At 66.1% G+C, this 22,686-nt stretch carries 24 protein-coding genes, 1 tRNA gene and 6 pseudogenes; 16 read left to right on the top strand and 15 right to left on the bottom strand.

Annotated elements, in window-relative coordinates; translation table 11 throughout:
* Window positions 1-14: 14 nt before the first annotated feature.
* From M5I08_RS07030 to M5I08_RS07045, 4 genes are read right to left on the bottom strand one after another with little or no spacing between them, the layout of a single operon-like run.
* Window positions 15-1,505, bottom strand: coding sequence for a flavin-containing monooxygenase (locus tag M5I08_RS07030; protein WP_219066329.1), 1,491 nt, complete (start codon window positions 1,503-1,505; stop codon window positions 15-17).
* A 21-nt stretch (window positions 1,506-1,526) separates the two neighbouring features.
* Window positions 1,527-2,144 carry an RES family NAD+ phosphorylase gene (locus M5I08_RS07035; RefSeq protein WP_249763173.1) on the bottom strand — a complete coding sequence of 206 codons (618 nt, stop codon included), beginning with the start codon at window positions 2,142-2,144 and terminating at the stop codon, window positions 1,527-1,529.
* On the bottom strand, window positions 2,138-2,644 hold the full coding sequence (locus M5I08_RS07040) for a hypothetical protein (protein WP_219066327.1): 507 nt from the start codon (window positions 2,642-2,644) through the stop codon (window positions 2,138-2,140). Before M5I08_RS07040 ends, M5I08_RS07035 begins: the two co-directional genes overlap by 7 nt.
* Before the next feature lie 55 nt (window positions 2,645-2,699).
* Complete coding sequence (locus tag M5I08_RS07045) at window positions 2,700-3,191, bottom strand: YajQ family cyclic di-GMP-binding protein (protein ID WP_219066326.1); 492 nt, start codon at window positions 3,189-3,191, stop codon at window positions 2,700-2,702.
* A gap of 82 nt (window positions 3,192-3,273) precedes the next feature.
* On the opposite strand from M5I08_RS07045, the gene M5I08_RS07050 reads away from it, so the two are divergent.
* Window positions 3,274-3,359: transfer RNA gene (locus tag M5I08_RS07050), tRNA-Tyr, on the top strand.
* Window positions 3,360-3,369: 10 nt separating this feature from the next.
* Here the strand turns inward: M5I08_RS07050 and M5I08_RS07055 are convergent.
* The 3 genes and pseudogenes from M5I08_RS07055 to M5I08_RS07065 form a co-directional block, all read right to left on the bottom strand.
* Complete coding sequence (locus M5I08_RS07055) at window positions 3,370-4,188, bottom strand: polysaccharide deacetylase family protein (protein ID WP_219066325.1); 819 nt, start codon at window positions 4,186-4,188, stop codon at window positions 3,370-3,372.
* 34 nt (window positions 4,189-4,222) lie between these two features.
* Window positions 4,223-4,723: a VOC family protein gene (locus M5I08_RS07060; protein ID WP_370328624.1), complete on the bottom strand. Its 501-nt coding sequence runs from the start codon at window positions 4,721-4,723 to the stop codon at window positions 4,223-4,225.
* Window positions 4,697-5,578, bottom strand: a pseudogene (locus M5I08_RS07065) (FUSC family protein); the annotation flags it as partial. The pseudogene M5I08_RS07065 and the gene M5I08_RS07060, both read right to left, overlap by 27 nt.
* A 126-nt stretch (window positions 5,579-5,704) precedes the next feature.
* Between M5I08_RS07065 and galT the strand changes: the two are divergent.
* The 4 genes from galT (at window position 5,705) to M5I08_RS07090 (ending at window position 8,470) form a co-directional block, all read left to right on the top strand.
* Window positions 5,705-6,781 (top strand): galactose-1-phosphate uridylyltransferase, encoded by a 1,077-nt coding sequence (gene galT / locus M5I08_RS07070; protein ID WP_219066377.1) that lies wholly within the window; start codon window positions 5,705-5,707, stop codon window positions 6,779-6,781.
* The gene (locus M5I08_RS07075) at window positions 6,778-7,866 is read left to right on the top strand and encodes a galactokinase (protein WP_219066323.1); all 1,089 of its coding nucleotides are present in this window, start codon (window positions 6,778-6,780) and stop codon (window positions 7,864-7,866) included. The genes galT and M5I08_RS07075 overlap by 4 nt, the downstream gene beginning before the upstream one ends.
* A 31-nt stretch (window positions 7,867-7,897) precedes the next feature.
* The gene (locus M5I08_RS07080) at window positions 7,898-8,110 is read left to right on the top strand and encodes a type II toxin-antitoxin system VapB family antitoxin (protein ID WP_219066322.1); all 213 of its coding nucleotides are present in this window, start codon (window positions 7,898-7,900) and stop codon (window positions 8,108-8,110) included.
* A gap of 138 nt (window positions 8,111-8,248) precedes the next feature.
* Window positions 8,249-8,470: a hypothetical protein gene (locus M5I08_RS07090; protein WP_249763471.1), complete on the top strand. Its 222-nt coding sequence runs from the start codon at window positions 8,249-8,251 to the stop codon at window positions 8,468-8,470.
* Here M5I08_RS07090 and M5I08_RS07095 read toward each other — a convergent pair whose 3' ends face one another.
* Genes M5I08_RS07095 through M5I08_RS07105 form a run of 3 tightly spaced genes read right to left on the bottom strand, consistent with a single transcriptional unit; the run spans window position 8,471 to window position 10,961 of the window.
* Window positions 8,471-9,100, bottom strand: coding sequence for an RES domain-containing protein (locus M5I08_RS07095; RefSeq protein ID WP_219066321.1), 630 nt, complete (start codon window positions 9,098-9,100; stop codon window positions 8,471-8,473).
* Window positions 9,093-9,608, bottom strand: a complete 516-nt coding sequence (locus M5I08_RS07100; protein ID WP_219066320.1) for a hypothetical protein — start codon at window positions 9,606-9,608, stop codon at window positions 9,093-9,095. The genes M5I08_RS07095 and M5I08_RS07100 overlap by 8 nt, the downstream gene beginning before the upstream one ends.
* Window positions 9,609-9,659: 51 nt before the next feature.
* Window positions 9,660-10,961: a DEAD/DEAH box helicase gene (locus M5I08_RS07105; RefSeq protein WP_219066319.1), complete on the bottom strand. Its 1,302-nt coding sequence runs from the start codon at window positions 10,959-10,961 to the stop codon at window positions 9,660-9,662.
* A gap of 179 nt (window positions 10,962-11,140) precedes the next feature.
* Between M5I08_RS07105 and M5I08_RS26145 the strand changes: the two genes are divergently transcribed.
* Both M5I08_RS26145 and M5I08_RS07110 read left to right on the top strand, forming a co-directional pair.
* Complete coding sequence (locus M5I08_RS26145) at window positions 11,141-11,275, top strand: hypothetical protein (RefSeq protein WP_256469592.1); 135 nt, start codon at window positions 11,141-11,143, stop codon at window positions 11,273-11,275.
* Between the two features lie 22 nt (window positions 11,276-11,297).
* The gene (locus M5I08_RS07110) at window positions 11,298-11,540 is read left to right on the top strand and encodes a DUF1918 domain-containing protein (RefSeq protein ID WP_219066318.1); all 243 of its coding nucleotides are present in this window, start codon (window positions 11,298-11,300) and stop codon (window positions 11,538-11,540) included.
* Window positions 11,541-11,594: 54 nt separating this feature from the next.
* Here M5I08_RS07110 and M5I08_RS07115 read toward each other — a convergent pair.
* Window positions 11,595-11,964 (bottom strand): annotated as a pseudogene (locus M5I08_RS07115) (SPFH domain-containing protein); the annotation flags it as partial.
* Window positions 11,937-14,312 (bottom strand): lysylphosphatidylglycerol synthase transmembrane domain-containing protein, encoded by a 2,376-nt coding sequence (locus M5I08_RS07120; RefSeq protein ID WP_219066317.1) that lies wholly within the window; start codon window positions 14,310-14,312, stop codon window positions 11,937-11,939. The gene M5I08_RS07120 and the pseudogene M5I08_RS07115, both read right to left, overlap by 28 nt.
* Before the next feature lie 230 nt (window positions 14,313-14,542).
* Between M5I08_RS07120 and M5I08_RS07125 the strand changes: the two genes are divergently transcribed.
* Both M5I08_RS07125 and M5I08_RS07130 read left to right on the top strand, forming a co-directional pair.
* Window positions 14,543-14,779: a ribbon-helix-helix protein, CopG family gene (locus M5I08_RS07125; protein ID WP_219066376.1), complete on the top strand. Its 237-nt coding sequence runs from the start codon at window positions 14,543-14,545 to the stop codon at window positions 14,777-14,779.
* Window positions 14,739-15,074: a type II toxin-antitoxin system PemK/MazF family toxin gene (locus tag M5I08_RS07130; RefSeq protein ID WP_219066375.1), complete on the top strand. Its 336-nt coding sequence runs from the start codon at window positions 14,739-14,741 to the stop codon at window positions 15,072-15,074. The genes M5I08_RS07125 and M5I08_RS07130 overlap by 41 nt, the downstream gene beginning before the upstream one ends.
* Before the next feature lie 9 nt (window positions 15,075-15,083).
* Here M5I08_RS07130 and M5I08_RS07135 read toward each other — a convergent pair whose 3' ends face one another.
* The 3 genes and pseudogenes from M5I08_RS07135 to M5I08_RS07145 form a co-directional block, all read right to left on the bottom strand.
* On the bottom strand, window positions 15,084-16,196 hold the full coding sequence (locus M5I08_RS07135) for a plasmid pRiA4b ORF-3 family protein (RefSeq protein ID WP_219066316.1): 1,113 nt from the start codon (window positions 16,194-16,196) through the stop codon (window positions 15,084-15,086).
* Window positions 16,193-16,312, bottom strand: a pseudogene (locus M5I08_RS26615) (SEC-C metal-binding domain-containing protein); the annotation flags it as partial. The pseudogene M5I08_RS26615 and the gene M5I08_RS07135, both read right to left, overlap by 4 nt.
* Before the next feature lie 372 nt (window positions 16,313-16,684).
* Window positions 16,685-16,843, bottom strand: coding sequence for a hypothetical protein (locus M5I08_RS07145; RefSeq protein WP_219066315.1), 159 nt, complete (start codon window positions 16,841-16,843; stop codon window positions 16,685-16,687).
* 101 nt (window positions 16,844-16,944) lie between these two features.
* Here M5I08_RS07145 and M5I08_RS07150 point away from each other — a divergent pair, with 101 nt between their 5' ends.
* From M5I08_RS07150 to M5I08_RS07185, 7 genes and pseudogenes are all read left to right on the top strand, one after another.
* Entirely contained in the window at window positions 16,945-17,325 is a 381-nt protein-coding gene (locus M5I08_RS07150) for a nucleotidyltransferase domain-containing protein (protein ID WP_249763176.1), read from the top strand.
* Window positions 17,315-17,545, top strand: coding sequence for a hypothetical protein (locus M5I08_RS07155; protein WP_219066314.1), 231 nt, complete (start codon window positions 17,315-17,317; stop codon window positions 17,543-17,545). The genes M5I08_RS07150 and M5I08_RS07155 overlap by 11 nt, the downstream gene beginning before the upstream one ends.
* 257 nt (window positions 17,546-17,802) lie before the next feature.
* Window positions 17,803-18,747 carry a class I SAM-dependent methyltransferase gene (locus M5I08_RS07160; protein WP_219066313.1) on the top strand — a complete coding sequence of 315 codons (945 nt, stop codon included), beginning with the start codon at window positions 17,803-17,805 and terminating at the stop codon, window positions 18,745-18,747.
* Window positions 18,748-19,242: 495 nt separating this feature from the next.
* Complete coding sequence (locus M5I08_RS07170) at window positions 19,243-19,734, top strand: DUF309 domain-containing protein (protein WP_219066312.1); 492 nt, start codon at window positions 19,243-19,245, stop codon at window positions 19,732-19,734.
* An 89-nt stretch (window positions 19,735-19,823) separates the two neighbouring features.
* Window positions 19,824-22,133: pseudogene (locus M5I08_RS07175) on the top strand (GH92 family glycosyl hydrolase); the annotation flags it as partial.
* Window positions 22,134-22,313: 180 nt separating this feature from the next.
* Window positions 22,314-22,571: pseudogene (locus M5I08_RS07180) on the top strand (type II toxin-antitoxin system Phd/YefM family antitoxin); the annotation flags it as partial.
* A pseudogene (locus tag M5I08_RS07185) lies at window positions 22,558-22,686 on the top strand (hypothetical protein); the annotation flags it as partial. The pseudogenes M5I08_RS07180 and M5I08_RS07185, both read left to right, overlap by 14 nt.

The following is a 22,686-nucleotide window of genomic DNA, read 5'->3' on the forward strand; positions in this document are numbered from 1 at the left end:
CCAGCGTATTGCGCCTACCCCGTCAGCGCCGCCTTTTCGTCTGCCCGGCCGAACACCATGGCCTCCTCGACCCGGTCGAACCGGTAGTCGATGGCGTCGGCGAAGTAGTTCTGCCGAACGTTCCACGGCCGCTTGGTGCCGGATTTGGGCAGCGCGTGCGGCGAGCGCAGCACGTAACCGGCCTGGATGTCCCACGACGGCTTTTCGGGCATCGGCTTACCGTCGAGATGCGGATAGGCATGCGTGTAGCCATGAGATTCCATGTACGCCAGCAACTTTGCCGTCGCACGGGCGGTCATGTCAGCGCGCAGCGTCCACGACGCGTTGGTATACCCGACGCACCAGAACAGGTTCGGCACACCCTCCAACATGTGGGCCTTGTAGACGAAGCGGTGCTGCGGCTTGATCTCGCCGCCGTCCACGGACACCGTGACGCCGCCGAGCGCCTGCAGTTGCAGGCCGGTGGCGGTGACGATGATGTCGGCGTCGAGGTGCCCACCGGACTTCAGAACGATTCCGGTGGAATCGAAGTGGTCGATGCGGTCGGTGACCACTTCGGCGCGGCCGTCACTGATCGCGACGTACAGGTCGGCATCAGGGATCAGGCACAGCCGCTGATCCCACGGGTTGTAGCGCGGCTTGAAATGGGTGTCGACGTCGTAGCCCACGGGCAGCTTGCTGATCGCGATACGGCGGATCACCCATCTAATGAAGCCCGGTGTTTTACGCGCCAAGAACCAGATCATTCCTTCCAGGAGGGCGTTGCGCAGCCTGATGATCTGATGAGCAACCTTGCCCGGCAACACTGTCCGCAACAAATCCGCGGACGGGCTGTATCTGGACGCCGAGAATAGATAAGTCGGCGACCGCTGCAGCATGGTCACCTTGGACGCCTTTTCGGCCAGCGACGGGATCAGCGACATGGCGGTGGCGCCGCTGCCGATGACCACCATCTTCTTGGCGGCGTAGTCGAGGCCTTGGGGCCAGTGCTGCGGATGCACGACGGTCCCGCCGAATTCTTTGATGCCGGGGAAGCCCGGGGTGTAGCCCTCGTCGTAGTTGTAGTAGCCGGACCCGAAGAACACGAAGCGCCCGCGGTAGAGCGCGCCGGCCCCACCTTCCTGTTCAACGGTGACCGTCCAGGTGTCGGTCGAGGAATCCCAGTCCGCCGAGCGAACGTAGCTGTTGAACCGGATGTGGCGGTCGATGCCGTGCTTGTGCGCGGTGGCGCACAGGTATTCGCGGATGTGCACCCCGTCGGCCACCCCTTCTTTCCGGGTCCACGGCTCCCACGGGAAACACAAGGTGAAGATGCTGCTGTCGGAGCGGACGCCCGGATAGCGGAACAGGTCCCAGGTGCCGCCGATCTGCGCGCGCCGCTCCAAGATGACGTAGCGCGTGCCGGGGTTGCGCTCGATGATGCGGTAGGCCGCGCCCAGCCCCGAGAAGCCGGCGCCGATGATGACGACGTCAACGTCTTCCATGTCCGGTGGCGCCACGCTCATGTCACTAGATTAGGCACCCGATTATCGAGCCTGAAGCAGGACGTCGACATGCAGTGGTGCGCATAGGTCGATCAGCCAGGTCTGGTCGGCGGGACTGGCGAAGATCCGCGCGTGCGACGTGTCTTGAGTGAACGCATCAGCGCACCGGTCGCCGAAGAAGGCGTACGACTTCGTGTTATTGCACAATCGTGACATCCACACCATGCCGTCCAGGCCGATTCCGTGCGCTGCTTTCGCCCAATGCACAGTGTTCGCGTAAGTGGATGCGGGGCTGGACGTGACGTCCTCGGGGCCGACCTTGAGGCGGCGTAAATCGATGCCGTGCAAAACAGCGAGGCGCAACTCGCGGGTGTCCTTCAGGCGGGCGAGAGCTTTGCGCGAGTAATTGTCGTAGGGCAAAAGGCCGCCTTCGACCGGGATGTCGTGCAGAAGGGTCTCGGCGACGGCGGCCGTTTCGTTGTCGGCCGTGTACATGATGGGCACCACCGGTTGGCCGAAGAAGCCGAACCGGGTCGGAGCACCCACACCAGGGTTGAATTCAGTCGGTTTGCGGGCCGCGGTGAAGACCCGATACAGCAGGTGTCCGGACGGCAGACATTCGATGGCGGGCTTGAAGGGGGTTGGCGGCCCTTTCACCACGAAACGGCCAGGGCATCCGCCGCCACGGTGACAACTTGGTCCGGATCCTCGGCGAGGCGGTCAACGGGCCGATCCCCGTCGAAGTAGGTCGTCGGCGAGCACAGCCACTGCACAAGGCCCGCTTCCGACCATTCATTGGCTTCCGCGATTTCGCGCAAGCAGCCGATCACGGCAAGTGGCTGCCCGTCTGGCCCGAATTGAAACCCGGGGTAGACGAGGCTGTTGCCTTGCCGGACAGCGATAAGTGTGTTGTTGCGATGGGCGGTGGTGGCGAGGTTACGCGGAGCACGTGACCGAGACCCCATCTGCTTGCCAGCGTCGGTACTGGTCAGCATTCCGAACTCGGCCTCGATGCGCGTGTAGAGGTTCTGCTCGGCCTGTACGGCGCGAGCAATAGCGGGCTCGGCGTACACCGCGACCGATGACAGTGCAGCGCCTACGGCTTGGGCACTTTCCCGAACGCGTCGCGTCGCGACGACCAGGTCGTCGGCAGTGGTCATGCCCACCATGCTACATGCGATTCATGCAGTTGGCATGGTTGCAAGAATCGCACGCCTACCGATAGTTCACGAACTGCAAAGCCGCGTCGAGGTCGGCGTTCTTGAGCATCGCGATCACGGCCTGCAGGTCGTCTCGCTTTTTGCTGCTTACGCGGACCTCGTCGCCCTGGATCTGGGTCTTGACGGTCTTGGGACCCTCGTCGCGGATGAGCTTGGTGATCTTCTTGGCGTTTTCGCTGCTGATGCCCTGTTTGAGGGTGCCCGTGACCTTGTAGGTCTTGCCGGAGGCCTGCGGCTCACCGGCGTCGAAGGCCTTGAGGCTGATGTCGCGACGGATCAGCTTCTCCTTGAACACGTCGAGGGCGGCCTTGACACGCTCCTCGGTCGAGCTGGTCAGCTCGATCGCCTCGTCGCCCTTCCAGGCGATCTTGGTGTCGGTGCCGCGGAAGTCGAACCGCGTGGCCAGTTCCTTGGCGGCCTGGTTGAGGGCGTTGTCGACCTCCTGGCGATCAATCTTGCTGACGACGTCGAACGATGAATCCGCCACTGGATCAGTCCCCTTCCGGTTGAGGTTGGCCGTTTGCGCCCCGGGTACATCCTCGTTGTACTCTTGCTACCCGTACCACAACGGCAGGTTGCCCGAGCGGCCAATGGGAGCGGACTGTAAATCCGTCGGCGTATGCCTACCCAGGTTCGAATCCTGGACCTGCCACCAGCGTCAGAGGCTATGCGAGAAAGACATCGTTGAGGGTAACGGTGCGCAAGTTGCGGGCCCGTATCAGATCGCAGAGTTGCCCGTAGACGTGGGTGACCGGCGGGTGGTTGAGGTGACCGAGCACGATCGCCTGCCCCGTGAAGTATTTCCCGGCCATCTGGACGATGTAGTCCTCGGTGATCACGGTGGAATCCGACAGCGAGCCCGACCACAGCGTGATTGCGGTGTAGCCGAGATCGGCGGCCACGGCATCGACGGTCGCGTTGTGCCTTCCGTACGGCGGTCGAAAGTACGGCCTCGCGGCCACGCCGAACGTTCGTTTCAAGAAGTCGTCGTTGCGGGAAATCTCTTGAGCCACTCGACTTGCCGGCATCTTGGTCAGGTTCGGATGCGACCACGTGTGGTTGCCCAGCTGAATCTGGCCTGATTCGACCAACGGACGCAGCAACGCCACGTTTTCGGTCCACGAGCGGTACACGCCGTTGACGAAGTAGGTCAGCCGTACGCCGGTATCTCTGGCGAACTCTGTGTAGAGGCGCACGACGTCGGTGTTGACGCCGTCATCAACGGTCAGTGCCAGCAGATTGCCGTCGCCGGGCAACTTGGTGAGCACGCCGCCACCGGGCAGCGGTACCCGCACGATCGGCGCAGGCTGCGGCGGCAACGGAGCAGGAACGACCTTGCCCCCTGGTGGGCGTGGCGCCGCCGGAGCAGCCCTGGCCTTGGGAGTTTGTAACGGATCGCCGAGTACCGCGCGCGCCATGCCCATGCCGCCGAGAACGGTGGCAGAGAGCGCCCCGAGAAAGCGGCGCCGGTTTACGTCGGACATAGCCGTCCATGGTGCCACGGCCAGGTGCACGTTCTTACCACTCCACGCCGGTGGAGACGCAGAACTCGTTCTGCTCGGGGTCAGCCATTCGCACCCATCGGGTGTCCCCGACGGCGTGTACGCCTTCGTCGATGCGCTGAGCGCCGAGTGCCTGCAACCGGTGTGCCTCGGCCTCGATGTCGTCGACCACGATGTCGAGGTGCATGCGGTTCTTGCCCGCTTTGGGTTCGGGCACGCACTGCAGGAGAAGCGGTGAGGCGATGCCGTTTTTCGGGACCAGCACAATCAGCTTTGCGTTCGTGTAGTACTGGCGGTAGTTGAGCGCCTCGCGCCAGAACACAGCGAGCGTCTCCGGATCTGCACAGTCGAGCACCAGTTCCACTGTTGCCTTATGAGCCATCGCCGAGTCGGGGGCCGCCCAGTCCGTCGACACCTTGCGGTGCTTGATCAGCCAGGTATCCCCGTGCAGCAGCGGGGGCTGGACTTGCGTCTCGTCGACGGCCTTCGGTGCCGGCCTACCGTTGCCAACCTGCATGGCAGCTCGGGTCTCGACGCGCTGAACAATCGCACGGACGTCGGCAGTTGCTTGTGCGCTCTCGATGATGGCCAGGGCCAGGCGGCGCACCGGCAGGTCGGCGGGGCGTGACGACCGATCGACCAGCCGCTGAGCCATCTCTGCGGCCCGGCGAAGCCTGTCGGGGTGTGGTAGCCGGATTGCCCTGCTCAGCTGGCTGACCGCCGCGGCCAGTTCGATGCGGGTGGCGGCGGGCAAGTCTGCCTCTGCGGCCCGGGCGCCGGCACTCGCGACGCGCTCGGCGGTCAGCTCGGCGTCGAACAACCACATGCCGAGGTCCTCGGCGGTGACGCCGGGCCACAGCGCTCCGGGATTGACCCGGTCTTCGATCTGCGCTTGGGCCAGCAACGCCGTTTCGTTGAGGCGAGCGGTCCGGATTCTCAGGCGGCGCCGGCGCCGTTCGTCGATCTCCCCGGTCCGCACCAGATCGGCCGTGGTATCGATGACGATGGCCATCCGCGCCCGCAACAGCGTGAAGAAGTAGGCCATGAACGTGACCATTCCCAGCGCGGTGCCACGTGGGCCGAATCGGCGGATGTAGACCGCGGTGAACACCACCGCCACGAACACCCCATCGGCGGCCAACCGGTGTGGCGCCAGCTCCACAGCAGTGCTGATGGCCGCCGCGGCGGGGAGCGGCAGCAGCGCCATGGTGACTCTCTGCCGGTGCGGACCGGGCTCGTTGACCGAGCGCGACGAGGTCATCGTGATCAGCACACCCAACAGTGCGACGGTCAGCGGCTGGTGCGTGGCCCTGGTCAGCAGGAACAGCATCAGCAGCGCCAACGCCAACGCGGCCGTCGTCCGGCAGGCCATCCGCAGCCGCAGCAATCCGGGATCGGATGCGATCGCCCAATTCCTCGCCCGCACGCACAGCGTGGCGAGCGAATCCGGCACGGTGTCTATCGTGACGTACCCGCGCCAATCGGCCAAAATGAGCCAATAGTGAACGTGACGCGGACGAAGCTGGCTGATGGCCGTGAATTGCTGTTCTTCTCGCTGCCCGGCCACACCGCGGCACCGGTCGACGACCGCCGGCCGCTGCCGGCGCGCAGCCCGAACCAAACCGAATTGCGCTACGACCGGACGACCGGGCAGTGGGTGATCATCGCAGCGTTGCGCCAGGACCGCACCTATAAGCCGCCGCCGGATCAGTGCCCGCTGTGCCCGGGACCGACCGGATTGACCAGCGAGGTGCCCGCAGTCGACTACGACGTCGTCGTCTTCGAAAACCGGTTCCCGAGCCTGTCCGGCGCGGGAGAGATGCCCGCGGTGCGCGACGGGTTCGTCTCGGCCCCCGGTAACGGCCGCTGTGAGGTGATTTGCTTCTCTAGCAACCACACCGGGTCGTTCGCGGATTTGGAGACGGCCCATGCCCGGCTTGTTGTCGACGCGTGGCGGCACCGGACCTCCGAGCTGATGGCGATGCCCGGCGTCGAGCAGGTGTTCTGCTTCGAGAACCGCGGTGAGGAGATCGGCGTGACCCTGACCCATCCGCACGGCCAGATCTACGGCTACCCGTATCTGACGCCGCGAACCGCAGTCATGTTGCAGCAGGCCCGTGAATATCGCAACGCGCCCGGTAGCAACCTGTTTGGTGATCTGCTGGCGCGCGAGGTCCATGACGGCCGTCGCATTGTCGCGCGCACCGATCTGTTCACCGCCTTTGTGCCGTTCGCTGCGCGTTGGCCGGTGGAGGTGCACATCTATCCGAACCGGTTCGTGCACAACCTGGTTGATCTCGCCGATGCTGAGCTGGACGACTTCGCGCGGATCTACCTTGACGTGTTGCGCCGCTTCGACGGGATGTATTCCGGCCCGCTGCCCTATATTTCGGCGTTGCATCAGTTCGCCGACACCGACGCGCAGCGCGACGGCTTCTTTCACGTCGAGCTGATGTCGATTCGGCGCAGTGCGGTTGCGCTGAAGTATCTGGCGGCTTCCGAGTCGGCGATGGATGCCTTCGTCAGCGACGTGACGCCCGAGGCCGTGGCCGAGCGGCTGCGAGGGCTCGCGTGACGGTCCGATACGCCGCGCCGGGACGGATCAACCTGATCGGCGAACACACCGACTACAACCTCGGGTGGGCGTTGCCGATCGCGTTGCCGCAACGCACGGTGGTGACGTTTGAGCCGTCGGATGCCGATGCGATCACGGTGTGCAGCGACCGCGTCGACGACGCGGTGCGAATTCCGCTGCGCACCAAGCCCGGCGGGGTGACCGGGTGGGCCAGCTATGTGGCCGGCGTGGCGTGGGCGCTGCGCATGGCGGGGCATCCGGTGCCAGGCGGAAGCATGTCGATCACCAGCGACGTCGAGATGGGCTCGGGCCTGTCGTCGTCGGCGGCGCTGGAGTGCGCTGCGCTGGGGGCGTTCGTGACGGCTGCCGGCTGGCGGATTGACCGGCTTGAGCAGGCGCGGCTGGCGCAGCGTGCCGAGAACGAGTACGTCGGCGCGCCAACAGGTTTGCTCGACCAGCTGTCGTCGCTGTTCGGCGCGGAGTCGAAGGCGCTGCTGATCGACTTTCGGACGTTGGCCCTCGAGCCGGTGGCATTCGAGCCGTCAGCGTCCGGTGTGGTGCTGGTGTTGATCGACTCCCGGGAGCGCCACGGTCATGTCGGGGGTGAATACGCGGCGCGTCGCTTGTCGTGTGAGCGGGCGGCCGCCGATGTGGGCGTGGTGTCGTTGCGGGAGATCCAGGATCGTGGGCTCTCGGTCCTAGGCGGGGTCACCGACGCCGTCGATGCTCGCCGGGCCGGTCATGTGCTGACCGAGAACCAGCGGGTGTTCGACTTCGTTGCGGCCGTGAAGGTTTCGGACTACGCCGAGGCCGGTCGCATCTTCAATGCCTCCCATGCGTCGATGCGGGACGATTTCGAAATCACCACTGAGAATATCGATCTGATCACCGAAACCGCGGTGGGGGCGGGCGCGCTGGGGGCGCGGATGACTGGTGGCGGGTTCGGCGGCTGTGCGATCGCATTGGTGCCGGCCGAGCGGGTGGAGGCGGTCGTTGCCGCGGTGCGCGCTGCGGTGCTTTTGGCGGGCTATGCGGAGCCGGTGATCAGCCGCACCCAAGCTGCCCGCGGCGCAGGCGTGATCTGACCGATGTGCATCGAAGGTGTATAGCTGGTGTATGTCTCGCACGAACATCGATCTCGATGACGAGTTGACTGCTGAGGTGATGCGCAGGTCCGGCGTGACCACAAAGAAAGCGGCCGTTGACCTTGCGCTGCGTCGGCTCGTCGGCGCCCCGCTGAGCCGTGAGTTCCTCCTCGGTCTCGAAGGAGTCGGCTGGGACGGCGATCTTGGCGGACTTCGACGTGAGCGACCAGACGAATTCGAATGATTCTCGTCGACAGCTCCGCGTGGATCGAGTACTTCCGAGGGACCGGATCGCCCGCCGCCGTCGAGGTACGGCGGCTTCTATCCGACGAGACATCTGAGATCGCAATGTGTGAGCCCGTCGCGATGCAGATTCTGTCGGGTGCCGTCGACGAGAGCCGGCACGCAAGGCTCGAATCGCCGTCAGGTGGCGCTGATCGACCGCCTCGGCGAACTGATCGCGGGTCGGGATGTGGTGGCCGCGGAGTCCCAGTCCCGTCGCGCGCTCTGCACGCCGTGGCGTCCGCTTTTGCGGCCGGTGAAGTCGACGACCATGAGCTGGTTGCGTGCCGCTCCCGCGAACGGGGTGCGACGACCGCGGTAGCTACTTACCGTCGAGCTCCCAGCCGACGGTAAAGCCATGGCGCAGCACGAGATTGGTGAGCACATCAACGCGTGCCTCCACCGGCCGCGACGAGGCCGAAAACGCCTCCGGGGCAAAGAACGCGTAGTTGACCGAGGTCTCCGGTGTGGTGCGCGGCCGGTACGCCAGCGCGTCCAGGGTGTCGGGCGGCGGCCACCACCGCTTGACGGCATCGGCGAGCCGGTGGCAGGTTTGCCACACGTCGGAGTGCCGGCCGGTGCTGATCTGGTCGTCGACGCCGAGGACATCGAGGTTGGCCTCGGTGCGCAGGTCCAGGACCCGCAGGTGGCGGGCGGCGACCAGTCGCACCAGATGGTGGCCGGCGTGGTCGGCCGGAATCATCAGCCCGGTGGGCCGGTAGCGCTCGCGGAATGCGCCGACGAGTGTGCTTGCGGCATACCGGGTTCGGAATGCACCGGACTCCGGGTCGAATCTGAAGCGCGGGTGCGGGAAACCGGTCCAGGTCCACTGTGCAGGCGCCACAGCCTCGACCCGCCACAGCTCGGCGCCCGCGCCCACGCGGCGACCGCGCAGACCGGTGGGCCGAGCATCGGGCAGCGGCGCCCGGTAACCGGCGGGAAGGTCAGGCACCGACGGCGGCGAGCATCCGCCACGCGGCGTCGGCGGTCTTCGGGCGGCGCAGCGCCTCGGCGATCGACGAGCCGCCGAGCTCGTCATGGGTCAACCGCATGATGCGGTCGGCGGCCAGCGGGTCCGACGTGAACTCGCTCAGCCGCTCAAGAATCCGCGGCAGATCGGGCCGCAGCCGGCCGTCGTCGAATTGCCAAGCCGGAAACCAGGTTTGGTTGCCGATGGCCGAGCCCAGCAGCTTGCCCCGGCTGCGCAGCCGGTGCACTGCCTGCGGCGAATGCAGAGCCAGCCGCTCCTGCGCCTTCGGCGTCGGTAGCGAGCCCTCGACGAAGTCGCGGACCAGCGCGCCGCGCCGCTCGTCGTTCAGGCTGCCGGCGGCGACGCGCTCCAGGGTGCCGTGCGGCTCAGTCGGCGCCGCCAGGATGGCGTCGAGTACCTCGGCGAAACGGGCGTCGTTGCTGGCACGTTCGGCGACCTGACGAGCCAGCGGGAGGACGGCGGTAGACATGCCTTCATGCTAGCAGTCGTCTCGCGCCATTGAAACAATCAAAACAAGCCGTCAGCGACGGCCCACGCCCGCCCGTTGTCCGCGGCCCGCCCGTTGTCCGCGGCCCGACCGGACCGAGCGGCCCGAGCGGCGAGCTCGCGGCTGAGCGGTCGGGACACTGGCGGGTTTAACGGCCGGAGCCTGGTGCGGCGCAATATCGCCGACCAACTGAACGACGGGATCCGACGCCGCGGTCACCAGTTGCGGGCTTACGCTGATGCCGGCTTTGCGCATCAGTGCCGAGGTGTCTTTGCGCTGTTCGGGCAGCACGACGGTGACGACGTCACCGGCGCTGCCCGCCCGCGCGGTGCGGCCCGAGCGGTGCAGATACGCCTTGTGCTCGGTGGGTGGGTCCACGTGCACCACTAGCTGCACCCCGTCGACGTGTACGCCGCGGGCGGCGATGTCGGTGGCGACCAACACCCGAGCGGTTCCTGCGGCGAAGGCGGCCAGGTTGCGGTCGCGGGCAGGTTGAGAGAGGTTGCCGTGCAAGTCAACTGAGGGCACGCCGGCTTCAGTGAGTTGACGGGCGAGCTTGCGGGCGTGATGCTTGGTGCGCATGAACAGGATTCGCCGCCCAGTGCCGGAGGCCAGCCTGTGCACCAATTCCGTTTTGGCGTCGCTACTGGCGACGTGGAAGACGTGGTGGGTCATCTCCGAGACGGGCGAGTTGGCCCCGTCGACAGAATGCAAGACATGGTTGCGCAGAAACCGTTTGACAAGCTTGTCGACGCCGTTATCCAGTGTGGCGGAGAACATCATCCGCTGACCATCTGCCGGCGTGGCAGCCAGAATACGGGTGACGCCCGGCAAAAACCCGAGGTCGGCCATGTGGTCGGCCTCGTCGAGCACCGTGATTTCGACCGCGTCGAGGCTGATAAGCCGTTGACGCATCAGGTCTTCCAGCCGTCCGGGGCAGGCGACCACGATGTCGACGCCGGAGCGCAGCGCCGCGGCCTGACGGGTTTGTGGTACGCCGCCGAAGATCGTGGTGACCGTCAGGCCGTAGCCGGCGCCCAGCGGCGCCAGTGTTGCGGTGATCTGGGTTGCCAGCTCGCGGGTGGGGGCCAGCACAAGGCCGGTCGGGCGAGCGGGTCGCCGCTTGGCCGATGCGAGGCGCGCCACCAAAGGAATTGAGAAGGCCAACGTTTTACCGCTGCCGGTTTTGCCGCGGCCCAGCACGTCACGGCCGGCAAGGGTGTCGGGCAGGGTGTCGATCTGGATGGGGAAGGGGGCGGTAATGCCGCCGGCTGCGAGCACATTGACAAGTGGTGCGGGCACGCCGAGATCGGCAAAGGTGGTTTCGGTAGTCACGGGTGTGCGGTGCCTTTCAGGCATCGAGAGGGCGAGATTGCCGGTGGGCAAAATCGATCGCCGCGAAAAGGCTTTGGAGTCGAAATCCCAGAAGGGGCATTTCACGACGTGCCGGCATCTCCTTGACGCCAACGTTGTTTGTCACTCTAGCCCACGAACCCGGATTTTCGACAATCGGTGTGAGCAACGACACCAGCGTTGTCTCGGCGCCCGGGATTGCTGATTTTCAACCTTTCAGCGTGAAGAAAGGACAACAGTTTCACGGCTACCGTTACGCGACGAACGCGCGCAGAATAGAAGGGGCCGAGATCTGACCAGGATGAGAACGGAGGGGCGATGAAGGCGAATGTCGGCGACTACCTCGTGGTTAAGGGCACAACCACTGAACGGCATGATCAACATGCTGAGATCATCGAGGTGTGCTCGTCAGACGGATCTCCGCCATACGTGGTGCGTTGGCTGGTGACCGGGCGCGAGGCGACGGTCTACCCCGGGTCTGATGCGGTGGTCGTCAGCGCCGCCGAGCACACAGAAGCCTCACGACGCGCTGCTGCGCGGGCGGGCCACGCCGCGAACTAGCGGCGCAGCAGCGGTAGACCGCTGGCGTCGTCGGGGATCTGTGGCGGGTCCGGCTTCCTGCACGCCGACAACCACACGGGCCGGGTCCGCGACGCTGAAATCGATGACTGCATCGACGCGCACGGTCACGTTGCCGCGGGCGATGCCATCCTGTGCGGGCACCGGCATCGTGATGATCTGCATGTCCGCCTTCTCAAGGCGATCGGCGATCGGAATCAGCAGCGTGAGCCCCGGTCCGCGGATACCGGTTTGCACACGTCCGAAACGAAAGACGACTCCTCGTTCGAATTGCTTGAATGACGCGAACGCTTGTGCCCAGCCAGAGCGCACCAAGACCGAACGCTGAGGCCAGTGCATAAAAAGCGACCGTCCCTCCAGTATGTGCCGATGCAGCCGCTACACCAGGTCTTTGCGGCTCAGCCATCGCATCACCGGCCAGCCGACGAACACCGGTAGCCAGCAGGTCAGCACCCGATAAAGCAGCACCGACGGCACACCGACGGCCGCGGGGACGCCAAACGCGGCGAGCCCACCAATCAGTGCGGCTTCGACTGCGCCGACACCGCCGGGAGTGGGGGCGGCCGAGGCGAGGGTGCCACCGACCATCGTCACCACGGTGACGGTGACGAAAGTCGCGCCGCCGCCGAAGGCTTGCACACTGACCCACAGCGCCATCGCCGCGCCCAGAGTCGTTCCGGCACAACCGAGCAGGATCAACCCCAGTCGCTTCGGCTCGCGGGCAAGCGCCACGAAATCGGTGCTGACTTCCTTGAGTTTCGGGCGGACGTCCGTCGCCAGCCAGCGCCGCAACCTCGGCACGAACAGAAATGTCCCGATGATGCCCAGCGCCACGCCCGCGATCAAGTAGAGCATCGTGGCTTTCGGGACGAAGTGCTTCAGGTCGGTTCCGGCGCCCGCGGCGGCGCTGAAGAAGATCAGCAAAATGATGTGGACGATCACCTGCACCGACTGCTGCAGTGCCACCGCCGTGGTGGCTCGCACGGTGCTCATTCCGCCCTTCTGTAGCAACCGCACGCTCAGCGCCAGCCCGCCGACGCCCGCCGGCGTGGTGGTCGCGGCGAAAGTGTTGGCCACCTGGGTGATCAACAGCTTCCAGTAGGCCACCGCGGCACTGGCGCAGGCCCACAATGTGCCCGCCGCGCCGACATAGGTCATCGCCGAGACAACCAGCCCCAGCAGCGCCCACCAATAGTTGGTTTTGCCCAGCTCGGTGGCGAACGCCGGGACAGTGCTGATGAACGGATACGCGACATAGACCAGACCGCCGAGCAGCACCAGTTGGATGAGCTGGCTGCGGGTGAACCGGGTGATCGTTTCAGCCTGGATCTTGTCGGTGTGAGTCTGGCGCATCACGGCCGCGCGGCTTCGGGAGATGACCGCACCTGAATCTTCGAGTGAGTCCCGAATACGTTTCGGCACAGCCGATTTCGTAAGCCGGCGGGACGCGGTCAGCACGACGTCTTTACCCAGCACGTCGATCGCCGCGTTCACCGCGGACTCGGCGCCATAGAGCGCTGACGTCGTCACCAACAGCTGGGCAATGTCGGATTGCAGCTGGTTGTCGGTGGCGCCGTATTCGGCGCTGCCGAACCCGCCAAAAAGGACGGTACCGTCGGCGACGGTGATCACCGCGTCGCGCAGGTCGCCGTGCGAGATCTGGTGGTCCTGCAGCTTTCGCAGCGATTCCCACACCCGGGCGACCGGCGTCGTCGAGCAGCATTGCTTCAGCGGCGCTCCGCAAATGGGCTTGTGCGCGTACACCGTCCAGCCGCGGTCGAGTGCGCCGACGGTAATCGTCGACGTGTTGGCCACGCCCAGGTCACCGATGGCAATCGCCATCAGCGCGCGATGCTCGACGGCGCGGCGCATGGACGCCTGAAAGGGCGCGGCCTCGCTGCGGCGCAGCCGCAGCTTGCCCCACAGCTGGCGCAGCGCGCCGCCGCTGCTTTGATGCGGGCCGTACAACTCGATCACCGCGTCGGCGGCTCGACCATCCGATGCGGCCGAGAGCGTCAACGGCCCGGCGCCGGCCGGCCGGACCACCGTCAGCCCGGACACCATGATTCCGCGTTTGGTCAGCGCGCGGACCGCGCCGTCCAGCGGCACCTCGAGCGCCGGAGTGCCGCTGACCAGGACCACCAGCGCGCCGACGAACCAGCCCACCGCCAGGCCCAGCAGAGCGCGGGCCGGCACGACGGCGCTGACCACGAGGTGGATCGGCACGAACGCCAGCAGCAGCGTCCACCACCAGTGCCGCCAGCGCGCGGGCAGCCACGGGCCCGACACGGTGAGCACCGCGGCGAGCATGCCGATCCAGCGCGGGTCATCGAGGAATTGGGCCAACACCGTGCGCAGCCGGTCGGAGAGATCGAAGTGCCATTGCCACGCCGCGATGCGCCTGCCGGTGACCGACAGCGCGACAAAGGCGATAAACGCGGCGGCCGCGTAGGGAGGCAGCAGTTTCCACTGGCGGGAGAGGATCAGCCCGATCAGGATCATGAACGGCAGCGCCAAGATCGCCAGGCCGTAGACGAGGTAGACCACATCGGATTGGGTAGGGGAGAGCACCCCGATGATGCGGGAGATGTATTTCTCCAGCGTGTCCCACCGGGTGCGGGTGACCACCGAACTGGTGATCACGACCGCCAGAAGCATCGCCGACAGCACGACCCGAAGGATGTCGTTGGTGCGACGGGTGGGCGGTTGCAGCAAACTCCCCGAAACGGTGATCTCGCGCCCGTCGACTTGCATGTTTCAGGTACCCTCCGGTCCGCGTCTGTCCGGCGGCTCGCCGACAACATAACCGGAGACTGGCGTCGTGAGCCTGATTTGCAGGCGACGACCGGTAGCTTGCCTCGTTTGTCACAGGAGTCACGCCAAGAGTCGGGTGGCGCTTTGTGCCCGCCTCCGAGCGACAACTGATGTTGTAGTGAGGGTCGTGGTCGCTGAGCGTCATACAGATTACGATCAAACGTATGACGATGATCAGCTTCCGCATCGACGACGCGGACGCAGCGCAGGTCGAGCAGTGGGCGCGGCGGCTCCACATCGACCGCTCTGAGCTGCTTCGTGACGCGGTGCGACGCCACTTGGCTGAGCTCGCGGCCTATGCAGACATGCACGCGTACGACGAAAAGCCCGTGACGGCCGACGAAAAGTCGCTCGCCCAGATCGCCGATTGGGGACCGGCGGAGGACTGGGCCGACGCGGCGCGGTGAACTCTGGTTCGCCGCCACACCTGGTGGTGACCGACCTGTGCTGGTCCTCGCCAGGGATCCGGTCGCAGACCGGATCGGCGCGGTCGTGGTGGCGGCGCTGACCCGGACCCGCAGAGGACTCCTGTCGGAGCTGGAGCTGACCGCCGCCGAGGACCGAGTGCCAAGCGACTGCGTCGTCAACTTCGACAATGTTCACACGCTGCCGCGTACCGCGTTCCGCCGCAAGATCACACGCTTGTCTCCAGCACGTCTTCACCAGGTGTGCCGCACGCTGTGGGCAAGTACCGGATGCTGACTTCGGGACTCACTCGTCGTTGGTCAAGAACTCGGCGAGCATGCTGGCGCGGGGAAGTAGCGATCGGGCCGAAGGGCCGAGCGTCCATGCGTGCCAGTTGGTGTCGTCAATCAGGTCCAGTCCCCTCATGATCGGTGACACATGGACGATCGCGTCCGCGACGTCCTGCTCGGTGACGGGTTGCCCGTCGCGCTGCCAGCCGCGGCCAAGCAGCTGATGCACTTGGGCCGCCAGCTGTGTGCGCGGTAGGGAGCCGTGCGCGGCGACCACCCCGATCGTTAGTTCGGTGATCTCGGTGGCAAACGTGTTGGGCTCGAACGCCGTTCTGAGTCGGCGCACGACGGCGAGATCATCGCCGGCTGCGCGGGTCGGAGCAAGGACGCCGTGGCGCAGCCGCAGCAGCCCGACGCGACGCAGCAGGTCATGCAGCGCCACCAGCGGCCACAGGTCGTCCTCGGTGGCGGCGGGTCGGCCGAGCGGATGCCAGCGGGGGCGGTGCTGTTGCATGCCGCGCACCACGGTCCTCGGCAGCCGCCCGCCCGGAGTGAGCTTGATCCTTTCGGCGGCGAGGTCGAGCAGTAGCCGGACGCTCTCGGGCGCCACGCCGACGACCTGGCGCACTCGTTGGTCGGTGGCGGCGCGGTCGAACGGACGCAACCGGTTACCGACCCACCCGCGCAGGTGCTCATGTTCGGGGTGAGTAGGGTCGGCGAGGGCATCGAGCAGCTCAGTGTAACCGCCGGGCCCGCCGCAGTCCTCGGGCGGGCAGGCGCCGTACCCGTCCACGCAGCCCGGCGCCGAATCACCCGGACCGAGCACCTCGACACGGTGGGTCCAGCCGTCGCCGAAGTCGTAGAGGTATTCGAACTCCGTGCCGAGATCGCTTATTAGCGCGCCGGTTTCGTCACGCTGATCCTCCGGCCACACCTCCTCACCGGGAATCTCCATCCCGTAGGTCGCCTCTGGAGTGACGAACTGGTGCAGATGCGAATCGGTCCACCCGATCACCGCCTGCAGCGCGTCGTGCAGCTCCGGCAGGGTTGCCGTAGCGGGCACGTCGATCACCCGGACAACCGCCGGCTCGACGTAGCGCAACTCCACCCGCAGCCGGGTCGTCTTCACCGCGACGATTCCGTGTCGACGTAAGACGCTGCAGCGCAGCACTTCTTGTACTTACGACCTGACCCGCACCAGCACGAGTGGTTGCGGCCCGGCGACCAGGCGGTCAGATCAGGATCGGCCGGCCGGCCGAGGTTGTCCAGGCTCACCTGTCGCAGATCGGCGAGCTGGTCCACTAGCCGCTCGGGATCGCCGGTACGCAGCGCCAGTCGCAGGCCATCGGTCAACCAGCGCAGCGCCGTGTCATGGTCACCGGCGTGCGCGTACTCGAACCCGGCGTTGTTGTAGAGCCACACATCGTGGGGCGTGTCGGCCAGCACCGCTGCCCAGATTGGTTCCGCCTCGGCGGCCCGGCCCGCTTGCATCAGGATCTCCGCCCGGAGACAGCGTGGGTCGGGGGTCGTTTGCAGGCCGGCGTCGACGGCCGCGTCGGCCGCCGCCAGCGCGTCTTCCCACCGCTCCAGGGCCTGGTACTCCGTCGCCGACTCCAATTACAGGTCGACCAGATCAAACGCCTCAGCGACCTCCGGATCGGCGTCGCACACCCGCACTGCTCGCTCCAGCACGGCGGCGTACCGAGCCGAATCTCTCGGGCGCGCGGTGGCAGTCGTGTACAACTCGCGCTCCAAGCGATCGATCAGACTCATCATGGTCCGCATCCTCTCGCACCGCGACGACGCGCTTCAAGGGCAGGTAACGAGTGTCGCGCCGCTTCCCCGCGTAGCTGGGCGGCGATGAGACAATTGCCCACGTGACCAACGTCGCGAAACAAACCGCTGAAGCCATCACAGTGCTGCGGCGTCACGGCGCTGTGTTCGCCTATCTGCACGGCAGCCGAGCGAACAATACGGCAAAACCAACCTCGGACATCGACGTAGCCGCGTACTTCGGCGCACAACCACCACAGGCGTTCGAGGTTCTTCTGCCTAGCGGCGTCGACCTGCTGGTTCTAGACGACGCCCCCCTCGAGCTTGCCGGCCGGGTCGCGATGTACGGGACGCTTCTCTTCGAGACGGATCAGGCGACGCGGGTGGCTTGGGAAGCGACCACCCGGAAGATCTACCTCGACGAATTGCCGCGAATCATACGGGCCCATCTGGAGTTCGGTGAAGCGGTGCGCCGTGGTCGATGAGGCCCGAATCCTTCGACTGCTGCGCGGTATCACTGACGACTTGGCAATTCTGCGTCGCGAATCCGTGGCCGACGAGACCCGACGAGCCGACCCGATCGTTCACGAGTACGTCGAGGTCTCGGACGATATTGTCAGCGCCCGCCTTGGCGATCTCGACGACCTCGAGGTCTTCGTCGAGCAAGTGGTCGCGTTCATCACTGAAACGTCTGGGTCTCACTAAGAGATCGCAACGAGCGCACCAAAGGATATGGCCTACCAGCTATCTCGGGCGCTACCAATCGCGCAGCTGCGGCGATGTCGATGTTGGGCCGCTCAGGCATTGAGCCGCTCAAGTCAGTCGTCCGCCCGACGGACGCACCCGGTATCGTCGCCGCCTGGCCGCCCTGCTTGCGGCCAGCGCCTAGATTCTTAGCTTTGCTCACAGAAATCGCGGGTAGCCTCCGCGGGAGGCGTGCTGGTGACCGGGAGGAAGTGGACGTGCCGAGAACTGACAACGACAGCTGGGAGATCACCGAGAGCGTGGGTGCGACGGCGCTGGGTGTGGCGGCGGCCCGCATGGCGGACACCGAGAGTGACAATCCGCTGATCCACGATCCGTTCGCGCGGGTGTTTCTGGAGGCCGCCGGCGAGGGCATGTGGAACTGGTTCGCCAGCGGCGATCTGCCACCCGAGGTCATCGAGGCCGAGCCTGACGTGCCGCTGCGGATGCAGGGCATGCGCGACTATATGGCGTCGCGGACAATGTTTTTCGACCAATTCGTCCTCGACGCCGCCAACGCGGGTGTGCAGCAGGTGGTGATCCTGGCCGCCGGCCTGGACGCGCGGTCGTGGCGGCTGCCGTGGCCCGCCGGGGTGACGGTCTACGAGCTTGACCAGCCCAAGGTGCTGGAGTTCAAATCCTCGACGTTGCAGGAGCGGGGCGCGCAGCCGACCGCCAAGCTGGTCAACGTGCCGGTCGATCTGCGCCACGATTGGCCAACGGCGTTGCGGCAGGCCGGTTTTGACCCCGACGCGCCCAGCGTGTTCACGGCGGAGGGACTGTTGCCGTTTCTGCCGTCGGCCGCCCAGGATCTGCTGTTCGAGCGGATCCAGGCGCTCACCGCGCCCGGCAGCCGAGCCGCCGCCGAGGTGCCGGGCCCCGAATTCAACAATCCCGACTTCCGCGACCGGCAGCGAGCGCAGATGCAGCGCTACCGCGAACTGGCCGCCCGGCTCGGTCACGGGGAACACGACTTCCCCGACTTCGAAGAGCTGTGGTATTTCGAGGACCGCACCGACGTCGGCGACTGGTTGCGCGAACACGGCTGGGATGTGTCGGTGCTGACCACCGTGGAGATGATGGCCCGCTACGACCGGCGTCCGCCCGAGGGCATTGAGGACGGGTCGCCCGATACGTTGTTCGTGTGGGCACTGCGGTCATAGTGGCGGCTGAACTACGCGCACTTGCTTGCGGGTAGGCGGATGGAGCACGCTGAGGCCGACGTCCACGCAGGCTTTGACAGCGGGAGTCGGCCGCGGGTCGTTGGGCCAATCGTGTTGTCCCGCAAGGTCGAATAACGCGACCGCGTTGCACGCCGCTGCGGTGCTGAAACCCGTTTGGCAACGGATGCCCGAGTGCTTGCCGCCGCCGAAAATTGGCCGTCGCCCAGGCCTGTGAGATCTTGTACGAAGCGCAGGTTGCGATTTCACGGGTCATGCCGAAGTCTGCCGCGACGCGCGCGCAGGTTTTCGCGAGGTAGCGGGTACCCGACCTTAGTAACTAGGAACGGTGGCGGTTCCATGAGCGGGTTGAGGTGCTGCCCGACGTCGGCCACCACCCGCAGGCCGAGGCACCCACCGAGGTGGTCGAGCTGATCGAGGACTTCATCGCCAGCAGTGATGGTCGCGACGTGGACAATCCGCAGCCATGATGGGCGTATGGCCGAGCGTGATCGCGACGATTCAGGGCGACCCCGAAGTGCCCGCCCGCGGGATTCGTTGGGCCGGCCGCTGCCCTATGGCAGTGAGGGCGTTGCACGGATCCCCGATGACCTCGAGCTGGCACCGGCCGAAACCCTGGCCTATGCCCAGGACCTGCTGGACCAGGGCTTGGCGTTCGGCGCGCACGAGGTGCTCGAGGCGGCCTGGAAGCACGGTCCCGATGATGACCGGATGCTGTGGCAGGGCCTGGCGCAGCTCGCGGTTGGCATCACCCACGTCGAGCGCGGCAACGTCAAGGGGGCGACGAGCCTGCTGCGCAGCGCGTCGGCCCGCCTTGCTCGCGCCGACCGCCCGGGACGCTACGGGATCGACGTCGCCGGTTTGGTGGACTTTGCCGATGCGCTGATCGACGGTCTTGCGGCGGGTGTCCAGATCCCGCGGCGGCGGCTGCGGCCACGTCTGGTCGCCGACGAATCCGGTCGCAGGTAGCGGCTTTTTGAATGCGGGCCGAATCTCCGGCTCCGCCGAGCTATCTCGAAACGCCCACCGGCAGCGACGGCATGCAGTAAGAGACTGCTATGCGGTTGCGAAAGGTTCTCGCCGCGGTGGCGGTGGTGGCGGTTGGCTGCACGATGCTGGTCGGCGTTCCGCGCGTGGCGCGCGCCGAGGAGCCGGCGTTCGTGACGAACCCGGTGGGTCAGGTCGACACGCTGATCGGCACCGGGTCGAGCGAGTCGGGTGGGGAGATCAACAACTTCCCGGGCGCTGCGGTGCCGTTCGGGATGGTGCAGTACTCGCCGGATACCACCGACACCTACGCCGGCTACGACCACGGCAACGCGCGCTCGACCGGGTTTTCCATGACCCATGCCTCGGTGGGCTGTAATGCGTTCGGCGACATCCCGATGCTGCCGACCACCACGCCGGTCGGCTCGCAGCCGTGGTGGGCGTGGGAGAGGATCGCCCACGACGACACCGAGGTGGGCATGCCGGGCTACTACAGGGTGCGGTTTCCCGACACCGGCGTGACGGCGGAGCTGACCGCCACCACCCGCACCGGCGTCGGCCGGTTCACATACCCTCACGACGGTCGGCCCGCGCTGTTTCATGTGCGTACCGGCGGGTCGCTCGCGGGCAACTCCGCGGCCAATGTCCGGATCGGCGCGGACGACACCACGATCACCGGATCGGCGACAACGGGCGACTTCTGCGGTAAAAACAACGCCTACACCGTGTATTTTGCGATGACGTTCAACCTGCCGTTCACCTCCTACGGCACCTTCGACGGCGACTCGGTCTTCCCCGGGGCCCGTAGTGCGGATTCGCGGTGGAGCGGGGGATGGGTGCAGTTTCCGCCGGGCACGGCGCTCGAAGTGCGGACCGCGATCTCCTACGTCAGCGTCGACGGCGCGCGGGCGAACCTCGCGGCCGAGGGTGGATCAAGCTTCGAGCAGGTTCGCGCGGCCGCATCGAGCGAATGGAATGCCGCGCTGTCGCGCGTCGCGGTGGCCGGCGCCAACAGTGATGGCGTGAAAACCTTCTACACCGCGCTGTATCATTCGCTGTTGCACCCCAATACTTTTAACGACGCAGACGGGCGCTACCTCGGATTCGACGGTGTGGTCCACACCGTTGCCAAGGGGCGCACCCAGTACGCCAACTTTTCTGACTGGGATACCTACCGTTGTCTGGCCGCCTTGCAGGCACTGCTGTTTCCTCAGCGGGCCAGCGACATGGCTCAATCGCTGGTGAACGATGCCGGGCAGAGCGGGTCGTTTCCGCGTTGGGCGCTGGCGAATTCGGCGACCGGCGAGATGACCGGAGACAATGTGGTGCCGCTGATCGTCAACCTTTACATGTTCGGGGCGAAGGACTTTGACCTCAACACGGCGCTGTACTACATGCTGAAAGCGGCGACCGACGGCGGTGCCGGGCGCGGCGGCTATGTGGAGCGGCCGGGAATCGCCACGTATCTGCAGCGCGGTTATGCGCCGCAGACTGAGGAGTTCCGCGGCGATCATGGGCCCGACGGCGCGTCGATCACACTGGAGTGGTCGGTCGACGACTTCACCATCTCCCGATTCGCCGACGCACTCGGCGAGTCCGCGATTGCCGCGGAATTCCAAAACAGGGCGCAGTATTGGCAGAACCTGTTCAATCCGCTGACCCGATACATCACACCGCGCAGCGACGCGGGCCTTTTCCTGCCGTGGCCCGGGTCCTCCGGGCCCACTTCGGATTTGGGGCAGGATGGATTCGACGAGGGCAACGCCGCGCAGTACACCTGGTTGGTGCCGCAAAACATCGCCGGGCTGGTGACGGCCCTCGGCGGACGGGCGGCGGCGGCCGAGCGGCTGGACCGGTTCACGACCGAGCTGAACGCGGGGCCGGACGAGCCCCTTCTGTGGCTCGGTAACGAGCCGGGCTTTGGGGTGCCGTGGCTGTACAACTACGTCGGTCAACCGTGGAAGACCCAGGAGACGGTGGACCGGGTCCGTAGTGAACTGTTCGGCCCGACGCCCGCGGGCGAGCCGGGCAACGACGACCTGGGCGCGATGTCCAGCTGGTACGTCTGGGCTGCGCTTGGCCTGTACCCGAGCACACCGGGGACTGCGATCCTGACGGTGAATACGCCGCTGTTCGATCGAGCCGAGATCGCCCTTCCCGCGGGCAGATTCATCCGGATCTCCGCGCCCGGCGCATCGAATGGCTGGAAGTACATCAACGGCCTGGACATCGACGCCCGGCCCACCGATCAAACGTTTGTCCCGGAGTCGATCGTCCGCACTGGGGGTGACCTCACGTTCTCGCTCTCCGAGGTCCCCGACACGGTCTGGGGCACGGCCGAGTCCTCCGCGCCGCCGTCGTTCGGTGCGGGAAGCTCCGCGTGACCGCTGACGTCGACCGCCATTGTCGCGATCGCGCCAACCAGGTGGCTACCGCCTCACTGGCAGGTGAGCTCGTGAGATCGGTGAATTGAAGATTCTCATACGGTCGATCACTTTCCGCTTGGCTGCGGCTCAGCTGTCGCGAAGGAATTGGTGCTACGTACGTAGTACATTTGTAGCATGTCTGAAGTTGCGTCCCGTGACCTGCGCAACGACACGGCGGGAGTGCTTCGCCGCGTCCAAGCCGGAGAAGACATCACAGTGACCGTCAAGGGTCGGCCCGTCGCCGTGCTCAGCGCGGTTCAGGCGCAGCGTCGGCGTTGGTTGACCAAAGCGGAGTTCTTGGCGGGCTTGCACCGGGCGCAAGCTGATCCCGGGTTGCGCGACGACCTGGCGGCTCTCGCCGCCGACACCACCGACGATCTTGGGCCGCTCCGATGGCGCGACGCCGGCAGCGGGCCTCCTCGACACGTCGGTGTTCATAGCCACCGAAACGGGCCGGCAACTCGACGAGTCGCTGATCCCCGCCGAGGTCGCGACGACTGTGATCACG

Origin of the sequence: Candidatus Mycobacterium methanotrophicum, assembly GCF_023515995.1 — a bacterium.
GTDB classification, from domain to species: Bacteria; Actinomycetota; Actinomycetes; order Mycobacteriales; family Mycobacteriaceae; genus Mycobacterium; species Mycobacterium methanotrophicum.

Coding starts and splice junctions, on each gene's coding strand:
- M5I08_RS07030 (WP_219066329.1), bottom strand. CDS start 1,505: ATGAGCGTGGCGCCACCGGACATGGAAGACGTTGACGTCGTCATCATC.
- M5I08_RS07040 (WP_219066327.1), bottom strand. CDS start 2,644: ATGACCACTGCCGACGACCTGGTCGTCGCGACGCGACGCGTTCGGGAA.
- M5I08_RS07055 (WP_219066325.1), bottom strand. CDS start 4,188: ATGTCCGACGTAAACCGGCGCCGCTTTCTCGGGGCGCTCTCTGCCACC.
- M5I08_RS07060 (WP_370328624.1), bottom strand. CDS start 4,723: ATGCAGGTTGGCAACGGTAGGCCGGCACCGAAGGCCGTCGACGAGACG.
- M5I08_RS07080 (WP_219066322.1), top strand. CDS start 7,898: ATGTCTCGCACGAACATCGATCTCGATGACGAGTTGACTGCTGAGGTG.
- M5I08_RS07100 (WP_219066320.1), bottom strand. CDS start 9,608: ATGTCTACCGCCGTCCTCCCGCTGGCTCGTCAGGTCGCCGAACGTGCC.
- M5I08_RS07110 (WP_219066318.1), top strand. CDS start 11,298: ATGAAGGCGAATGTCGGCGACTACCTCGTGGTTAAGGGCACAACCACT.
- M5I08_RS07120 (WP_219066317.1), bottom strand. CDS start 14,312: ATGCAAGTCGACGGGCGCGAGATCACCGTTTCGGGGAGTTTGCTGCAA.
- M5I08_RS07125 (WP_219066376.1), top strand. CDS start 14,543: ATGATCAGCTTCCGCATCGACGACGCGGACGCAGCGCAGGTCGAGCAG.
- M5I08_RS07145 (WP_219066315.1), bottom strand. CDS start 16,843: ATGATGAGTCTGATCGATCGCTTGGAGCGCGAGTTGTACACGACTGCC.
- M5I08_RS07170 (WP_219066312.1), top strand. CDS start 19,243: ATGGCCGAGCGTGATCGCGACGATTCAGGGCGACCCCGAAGTGCCCGC.